We start from the raw sequence: 555 nt of genomic DNA, 5'->3' as shown, positions 1-555 counted from the left end.
CCGTTTAGGTAGCTTTCGATACGAAATTTCTTTCGTAAAGCCCTTAATAGTTAAGGTCGCAGGGGTCACACTGGCTCAAACGAAGATCAATCAATTGCAGATTGTAGTCGTTGGCAATCTGGTGAATGATCTCAGACTTGCCACATCCAGGGCTACCCACAAGCATAGGTACCAGATTGGCTTGCAGGTAGAACTTGATGGCCTCAACAGCTTGGCTGATCTTGACTTGCATTTTTTTCTTTCAAAATAAAAAGGAGTCCGAAGACACCTTTGTTTGTTGAACACAGTTTGCGTTACAGAAGCTTTTGCAGCTCTTCCAAAGCCTTTTAATGACCCTTGCGATTGACGATGCTCATAAGAGCTGCGAAGGGTTCCTTGCCCAATTCCTTGAGCAGATTGGCCAGCTCCACTGCAATCACTTGAGAGCGATCACGCTGGAACTTCTTGACTTGTTCCTTGAATTGAAGGCCCAAACCAGTGAAAGCATTCTTCACAGAATAGATAGACACAGGGAAATTCAGTGCCTTAGATGCAGCATCAGCTACATCCTTGTAC

At 44.9% G+C, this 555-nt stretch carries 2 protein-coding genes; both read right to left on the bottom strand.

Features of this window, described 5'->3' with window-relative positions; translation table 11 throughout:
• Nucleotides 1–43: 43 nt before the first annotated feature.
• The gene (locus J5M58_RS28525) at nt 44–166 is read right to left on the bottom strand and encodes an AAA family ATPase (RefSeq protein WP_368857210.1); all 123 of its coding nucleotides are present in this window, start codon (nt 164–166) and stop codon (nt 44–46) included.
• 160 nt (nt 167–326) lie between these two features.
• Nucleotides 327–555 (bottom strand): hypothetical protein (locus tag J5M58_RS26015; protein WP_207880195.1); only part of this gene is annotated, 229 nt, incomplete at its 5' end.

The organism is Pseudomonas sp. 32_A (assembly GCF_017490905.1).
In the GTDB taxonomy this organism is placed as follows: domain Bacteria; phylum Pseudomonadota; class Gammaproteobacteria; order Pseudomonadales; family Pseudomonadaceae; genus Aquipseudomonas; species Aquipseudomonas inefficax.
Note: the sequence above shows the minus strand (reverse complement) of the source record. Positions and strands in the feature narration are given on the sequence as shown.